Annotated in this window: 6 protein-coding genes; 4 read left to right on the forward strand and 2 right to left on the reverse strand. The window is 65.4% G+C overall.

Annotation, left to right across the window (positions count from 1 at the left end; genetic code table 11):
- Positions 1–163: 163 nt before the first annotated feature.
- Positions 164–1,300, forward strand: a complete 1,137-nt coding sequence (obgE, locus tag AC6CIE_RS25400) for a GTPase ObgE (protein WP_175122093.1) — start codon at positions 164–166, stop codon at positions 1,298–1,300.
- A gap of 55 nt (positions 1,301–1,355) precedes the next feature.
- A complete protein-coding gene (proB, locus tag AC6CIE_RS25405) occupies positions 1,356–2,492 on the forward strand; it encodes a glutamate 5-kinase (RefSeq protein WP_218342626.1) in 1,137 nt (378 codons plus the stop codon).
- A 1-nt stretch (position 2,493) separates the two neighbouring features.
- On the opposite strand, the gene AC6CIE_RS25410 is transcribed toward proB, so the two are convergent.
- Positions 2,494–3,162, reverse strand: a complete 669-nt coding sequence (locus AC6CIE_RS25410; RefSeq protein WP_498094516.1) for a winged helix-turn-helix domain-containing protein — start codon at positions 3,160–3,162, stop codon at positions 2,494–2,496.
- A gap of 125 nt (positions 3,163–3,287) precedes the next feature.
- On the opposite strand from AC6CIE_RS25410, the gene AC6CIE_RS25415 reads away from it, so the two are divergent.
- A complete protein-coding gene (locus AC6CIE_RS25415; RefSeq protein WP_246283023.1) occupies positions 3,288–3,716 on the forward strand; it encodes a helix-turn-helix transcriptional regulator in 429 nt (142 codons plus the stop codon).
- A gap of 145 nt (positions 3,717–3,861) precedes the next feature.
- On the opposite strand, the gene AC6CIE_RS25420 is transcribed toward AC6CIE_RS25415, so the two are convergent.
- The gene (locus AC6CIE_RS25420) at positions 3,862–4,425 is read right to left on the reverse strand and encodes a SecDF P1 head subdomain-containing protein (RefSeq protein ID WP_175139481.1); all 564 of its coding nucleotides are present in this window, start codon (positions 4,423–4,425) and stop codon (positions 3,862–3,864) included.
- Positions 4,426–4,817: 392 nt separating this feature from the next.
- On the opposite strand from AC6CIE_RS25420, the gene thiC reads away from it, so the two are divergent.
- Complete coding sequence (gene thiC / locus AC6CIE_RS25425) at positions 4,818–6,731, forward strand: phosphomethylpyrimidine synthase ThiC (protein ID WP_498094518.1); 1,914 nt, start codon at positions 4,818–4,820, stop codon at positions 6,729–6,731.
- The last annotated feature ends 524 nt before the right edge of the window (positions 6,732–7,255 follow it).

The raw sequence follows: 7,255 nt of genomic DNA on the forward strand, positions 1-7,255 counted from the left end.
ATACGATCTGGAACGCGGTCCGCCGCGTTTCCCGAACGGCAAAAGCCCTGTCGCGTGCGGCAGGGCTTTTTTGTTTGAAGGCAATTGGCGAGTAAGCTCTCGATTGCCTCCCGGCGGCTCCCTGTACGGACGCCCGCCCTCACCCACTACACGCGCAGACACCATGAAATTCGTAGACGAAGCCACCATTGAAGTGGTCGCCGGTAAAGGCGGCAATGGCGTGGCGAGCTTTCGCCGCGAAAAATTCATTCCCCGTGGCGGTCCCGACGGCGGCGACGGTGGCCGCGGCGGCACCATCTATGCGGTGGCCGATCGCAACATCAACACGCTGATCGACTTCCGCTACGCGCGCCTTCACCGCGCCAAGAACGGCGAAAACGGCCGCGGCTCGGATCAATACGGCGCTGCCGCCCCGGACATCACCCTGCGCGTGCCGGTGGGCACGATCATCCATGACGCCGACACCGGCGAAGTCCTGTTCGACCTGAACAAGCACGAACAGAAAGTCGTGCTGGCAGCCGGCGGCCAGGGCGGCATGGGCAACATCCATTTCAAATCCAGCGTGAACCGCGCCCCCAAGCAGTGGACGCCGGGCAAGGAAGGCGAGCACCGCTACCTGCGCATGGAACTGAAAGTGCTGGCCGACGTGGGTCTGCTGGGCCTGCCCAACGCGGGCAAGTCGACGCTGATCACCCGCATTTCCAACGCCAAGCCGAAGATCGCCGACTATCCGTTCACCACGCTGCATCCCAATCTGGGCGTGGTGCGCACGTCGCCGTCGCGCAGCTTCGTCGTGGCCGACATTCCGGGTCTGATCGAAGGCGCCTCCGAAGGCGCCGGCCTTGGCCACCTGTTCCTGCGCCATCTGGCGCGCACCCGCGTGCTGCTGCACCTGGTGGACGTGTCCACGCCGGACCCGGACGCCGATCCGGTCGAGCAGGCCGTCGCGGACGCCCGCGCCATCGTCGAAGAATTGCGCCGCTATGACGCCGAACTGGCCGCCAAGCCCCGCTGGCTGATCCTGAACAAGCTGGACATGGTGCCGGACCCCGAGGACACCAAGCGCCGCTTCCTGGAACTCTACGGCTGGACGGGTCCGGTATTCGGCATCTCGGGCCTGTCGGGCGAGGGCACGCAAGACCTGATCTACGCGCTGCAGGACTACCTGGACGCCGAACGCGAAAAGGAACAGCTTGCGCAGGATCAGGCCGAAGGCACCTACGTGGCGCCGGACCCGCGCTTTGACGACACGCGCACCGACGCGGACAAGCCGGCGGCGCCGCGCGGCGGTAACGAATAAGCCATAATCGCAGTCCTTTCGATTACGCTTTTTTTCGCCGCAGCCGGCCGCCATCATGTCTGCTGAATCACCCGCCGTTTCCGTCGTCACCCACGCCCAGCGCATCGTCGCCAAAGTCGGCTCATCGCTGGTCACCAACGAAGGCCGAGGCCTGGACCGCGCCGCGGTCGCGCACTGGGCCGCGCAGATCGCCGCCCTGCACAAGCAGGGCAAGCAGATCGTGCTGGTGTCCAGCGGCGCCATCGCCGAAGGCATGGCGCGCCTGGGCTGGCGCAAGCGCCCGTCCGTCATGCACGAGCTGCAAGCCGCGGCGGCCGTGGGCCAGATGGGACTGTGCCAGGCCTACGAGGCCGCCTTCGCGGAACACGGCCTGCGCACCGCGCAGATCCTGCTGACCCACGAAGACCTGGCCGACCGTCACCGCTATCTGAACGCGCGCAGCACCCTGTTTGCGCTGCTGCGTCTGGGCGTCGTGCCCATCGTGAACGAAAACGACACGGTCGTGACCGATGAAATCCGCCTGGGCGACAACGACACGCTGGGCGCGCTGGTCACCAACCTGATCGAAGCCGACACGCTGGTCATCCTGACCGACCAACGCGGCCTGTACGACTCGGATCCGCGCAAGAATCCCCAAGCCAAATTCATTTCGCACGCCCAGGCCGGCGAACCCGCGCTGGAAGCCATGGCGGGTGGCGCGGGCAGCGGCATCGGCACCGGCGGCATGCTGACCAAGGTGCTGGCCGCCAAGCGCGCGGCGCACAGCGGCGCGCACACCGTCATCGCCTCGGGCCGCGAACGCAACGTGCTGACGCGACTGGCCCAGGGCGAGTGCATCGGCAGCGAACTGCAGGCCGTGCTGCCGGTGTGGTCGGCGCGCAAGCAATGGCTGGCCGATCACCTGCGGCTGCGCGGCCGCGTCGTGCTGGACGACGGCGCCGTGCAAGCGTTGCTGCGCGAAGGCAAGAGCCTCTTGCCCATCGGCGTGACCGACGTCGACGGCGAGTTCGGCCGCGGCGACGTCGTGGCCTGCGTGGACAGCAAGGGCGTGGAATGCGCCCGCGGCCTGATCAATTATTCGTCTGCCGACACGCGCCGCATCCTGCGCCAGCCGTCGTCGCAGATCGCGCGCATTCTGGGCAGCATGACCGAACCCGAGCTCATGCACCGGGACAACCTGGTGGTGCTGTAAGTCAGACGCCGTCCGCCACCGAAGGCGCCCTGCCCGCGCCTTCGGGCAGCAGGATGTACCCCCAACCCCGCACCGCCAATAGCGGAAGTTCGATATTGAACCGGCGCGCCTTGCTGCGCAGCCGCGACACGACGACATCCACGCGCCGCGCGCCGTCCAGGGGGTCGCGCGTTTCCGCCGGAAAGAAGTTTTCGCGATGCACGCAGTAGCCTGGCGCATTGAACAACCGCATCAACACGGCGCGCTCGCGCAGCGTGAGCGGCAGGCGTTGCCCCGCAGGGCCCACCAGCACCCGCCCCGGCGCAACGACGCGCCACGCGCCCGGTCCGCATCGCGAACGCCGGTACAAGCTGCGCAAGAGCGCATCCCATTCCAGGGGCTCCATGCCGGCCGGCACACAAGCGTCGACGCCCGCGTCCAGCGCCGCCGCGCGCTCGGCCGCGGTGGCGCTGCCGTCCTGCCACACCACCCGGGCACCGGGCGCGGCGTGGCGCAAATGGCCGACGAGGTCGGCAATGCCGGCGCGCGGGCCCTGCAGCGCCAGCAGATCCGGCGCCTGGTCAGGCAGGTGTTCCTGCAGCGCGTCCACCGATGCGAAGACGCGGGTCTCCCATTGAAACTGGCGCAGCACGGCGGCAAGACGCCACCCCGCCACATTCTCAGATGGCACGATGAACACGCTGCCCCGCTCCCACATGCGACCGCCTCAGAAGTTATCACCCTAGTGTTACTTATATCCACCAACGTGACAGACCTGCAAGCTTCAATCGCCCTGTGAAAACATTCTCAGACCGACTGAAGCATGCGCGTCTTCTTCGTGGCCACACGCAGAAGGCGCTCGCCCGTTTGGTGCGCATCTCCCAAAGTGCTATCGGCAGCTACGAAAGTGGTCTGCGGCATTCGAGCCGATCCGCGCGCAAGCTGGCGCAGGTGTTGAAGATCGAAGTCGAATGGCTGGAGACCGGCAAGGGTCCCATGGAACTTCCCCTGGAAGCCTACGACCTGAGCAATACCTTGCCAGTATCAGGCGTGTCCGACGCCGCGCCGCGCCCTGGCGGCCGGCCCCGCCCGCAGGCGCCTTGGCCCTATCCCAACATTTCGCCGTCGCAATTCGAGTCGCTGACGGCTGACGAACGGGCAATGCTCGAAGCGTTGACCCAGACCTTCATCGAAACCACATTGCTTCGCCGCGGCATCAAGCCGCGCGGCCGCAAGATCGGCTGATTGCGATACAGGCGGGCGGTCGTTCACGCGGAACCATTCATCCCGCTCTTGCTGGACGCGCGCGATGCAAGCGCCGCCCCTTCCGGACAAAAGCGCGGCGCAAAAAAAACCGGCTACATGAGCCGGTTTTTTTGCGCGCCCTGAATCAGGGCTTGGCGGCGGGCGCCGGCGCGGGGGCCGTGCCACCTGCCGCGGGAGCGGCGTCGCCACGGATGCGGGCGGCGATCTCGGAAGCGGCTTGAGCCGACGGCACGCCGAATGCCAGCACGCCGCGGTTGAGCGGTTCGCCGATCAGCGGCGCGGCAACCAGTTCCTGATCGATCACCAGAGCCAGGACGCTGCCGACGTTGGCGGTGCTGACGGTGGTGAGCTTGCGCGTGCCGGCTTCAGAGAAACGCAGGCCCACAAAGTTTTGGCCTTGGCGGTCCACCAGTGCGGCGGCATCGGTCAGGTCGGCGCGCGTGAGGACGGGCGTTTCCTGCAGATAGAGCTTGCCGTCCGGGAGGCTGACTTCACGCAGGCCGGCGCCGGGTTCGCGCTTGGCGAGATAGAAATCCACGCGCGCGGCGGTCGCGGGCGTGGCGGCTTGCTGGCCCGCTTGAGGCGTGGTCGCGGCGTCGGACGTCTTAGTCGGGGCGGTCTTGCAACCCGCTAGCGCCAATGTCACGACAACGAGGGCGGGCGCCAAAGTGCGTAGGTTCAGTTGCATGCTCGATTCCTTCTTAAGTGGGCTGATGCCGAACGGTAAGACTCTAAGACTGTACACGCGGCGGGTGGAAAAAAGTGTACCGAACCTGCATGACGGTGTCTGCCTAGACTGAATCCAAATGTAAAGCAGTAATACCAGCCTGCTTGAAAAGCCCTATTTACGCGGCTTGCGGCATTCCCAACAGATTGATGAAGGCGCCGAGTCCGCTTGGCTCTATACTTCGCGTTCACGCAGGGGTACTCGTCCCGCTTCAGGGCGGCGACGTGTTGAGAGAGTCCCTTCGTACCAGTACGGATAATGCCGATGCTGGGAGCGTATTCCCGCCGCGCGTCTTCGCACGCCTGGATGGGAGTCCATCCCGATCGGCTCCAACCACTCGCTTGGAGCTTTCCATGAACGCCAATCCCAAATTCCTGGCCGCTACCGCCGAAGTCGACGCGGCGGCCGTCGCACCGCTGCCCAAATCCCGCCGCGTGTATGAAGTGGGCTCGCGCCCCGACATCCGCGTACCCTTCCGGGAAATCGAACAGGACGACACGCCGACGATGTTCGGCGGCGAGAAGAACCCGCCGCTGACGGTGTACGACTGTAGCGGCCCCTACACGGACCCCGAGGCCAAGATCGATATCCGCCGCGGCCTGCCGGAACTACGCCGCGCCTGGATCGAGGAGCGCGGCGATACGGAGCTGCTGTCCGGTCCCACCAGCGATTACGGCAAGTCGCGTCTGACCGATCCCAAGCTGACGGCGATGCGCTTTGACCTGCAGCGCCCGCCGCGCCGCGCAAAGCCAGGCGCGAACGTGTCGCAGATGCACTACGCGCGCCGCGGCATTATCACGCCGGAAATGGAATACGTGGCGATCCGCGAAAGCCTGCGCCGCGAGCACTACCTGCAGACGCTGCGCGACAGCGGTCCCGACGGCGAGAAGATGGTCAAGCGCCTGCTGCGCCAGCATCCGGGCCAATCATTCGGCGCCTCGATTCCGGCCGCGATCACGCCGGAATTCGTGCGTGCGGAAGTGGCACGCGGCCGGGCGATCATCCCGGCCAACATCAATCACCCGGAAGTGGAACCGATGGCAATCGGCCGCAATTTCCTGGTGAAGATCAACGCGAACATCGGCAATTCCGCGGTCAGCTCGGGGATCGGCGAGGAAGTGGAGAAGATGACGTGGGCGATCCGCTGGGGCGGCGACACGGTGATGGATCTGTCCACGGGCAAGCACATCCACGAAACCCGCGAGTGGATCATCCGCAATTCGCCGGTGCCGATCGGCACGGTGCCGATCTACCAGGCGCTGGAGAAGGTGGACGGCAAGGCCGAGGACCTGACCTGGGAGATCTTCCGCGACACGCTGATCGAGCAGGCGGAGCAAGGCGTGGACTATTTCACGATCCATGCGGGCGTGCGCCTGCCGTTCATTCCGATGACGGCAGACCGGATGACGGGCATCGTGTCGCGCGGCGGCTCGATCATGGCGAAGTGGTGCCTGGCGCATCACAAGGAGAGCTTCCTGTACGAACGCTTTGAAGAGATCTGCGAGATCATGAAGGCGTACGACGTGAGCTTCTCGCTGGGCGACGGCCTGCGGCCGGGCTCGGGCTATGACGCGAACGACGAGGCGCAGTTCGCCGAACTGAAGACGCTGGGCGAGCTGACGCAGGTGGCCTGGAAGCACGATGTGCAGGTGATGATCGAAGGGCCGGGTCATGTGCCGATGCAGATGATCAAGGAGAACATGGACCTGCAGCTGGAACACTGCCACGAGGCGCCGTTCTATACGCTGGGTCCGCTGACGACGGACATCGCGCCTGGCTATGACCACATCACGTCGGGTATCGGTGCGGCACTGATCGGGTGGTACGGCACGGCGATGCTTTGCTATGTGACGCCGAAGGAACACCTGGGACTGCCGAACAAGAAGGACGTGAAGGACGGCATCATCACGTACAAGATCGCGGCGCATGCGGCTGATCTTGCGAAGGGGCATCCGGGGGCTGCGATCCGCGACAACGCGCTATCGAAGGCGCGGTTCGAGTTCCGTTGGGATGATCAGTTCAACCTGGGGCTGGATCCGGATACGGCGAAGGAATTCCACGACGAAACGCTGCCGAAGGATTCGATGAAGGTGGCGCACTTCTGCTCGATGTGCGGGCCGCATTTCTGCAGCATGAAGATCACGCAGGACGTGCGGGATTATGCGGCGGCTCAAGGCGTTGGCGAGAAAGAGGCGCTGGCGAAGGGGATGCAGGAGAAGTCGGTGGAGTTTGTGAAGAAAGGAAGTGAGGTTTATCACCGGCAGTGATTTGCCGGTGTGGCTTGCGGCTTGCGGCTTGCGGCGGATCGGGTTCTTTAGACGCCCGGCGCGTCGTGGGCCTGGGGTGGGCGGGGCTCCGATTGCGGTCCGGAGCCTTCGCTCCGGACTGCCCCGTCCTCAACCTCGTCCGCCTTCGGCTCCCTACGGTTTCCGTCGGGCGCATCTAAACGCCCCGCCCACCCCAGGCCCACGCCACACCGGGCTCGAGTTGCTTAATCTTCCGGGGCGTTGGGGCGAGTCGGGTTCTTTAGGTTCTTGCCATCCGCGGGGTGGAAGAGAAGCGTCTTGCGGTGCCCGCCCCCGGCCGGCCGCGCGGGCGGCCTTTGGGGGCTTACGCGTCGTCTTGCGTCGTAGCGATGACGCTTCGCGTGTGGCGGCATCTGGTTCAGATACCGTCTGGCACCGTCGGTTTCGTAAGACCAAGCCAGGTGTCTGGCCATCGAATTCCGAGTCGGGTGTCTGACACCGCCAGATTCGTAAGAACAAGTGAGGTGTCAGACACCGCCATCGGC

It is taken from the genome of Achromobacter sp. GQ309 (assembly GCF_059759315.1).

Excerpts from the sequence above, each read along its gene's own strand:
- proB (WP_218342626.1), top strand. The coding sequence starts at position 1,356 with ATGTCTGCTGAATCACCCGCCGTTTCCGTCGTCACCCACGCCCAGCGC.
- AC6CIE_RS25420 (WP_175139481.1), bottom strand. The coding sequence starts at position 4,425 with ATGCAACTGAACCTACGCACTTTGGCGCCCGCCCTCGTTGTCGTGACA.
- thiC (WP_498094518.1), top strand. The coding sequence starts at position 4,818 with ATGAACGCCAATCCCAAATTCCTGGCCGCTACCGCCGAAGTCGACGCG.
- obgE (WP_175122093.1), top strand. The coding sequence starts at position 164 with ATGAAATTCGTAGACGAAGCCACCATTGAAGTGGTCGCCGGTAAAGGC.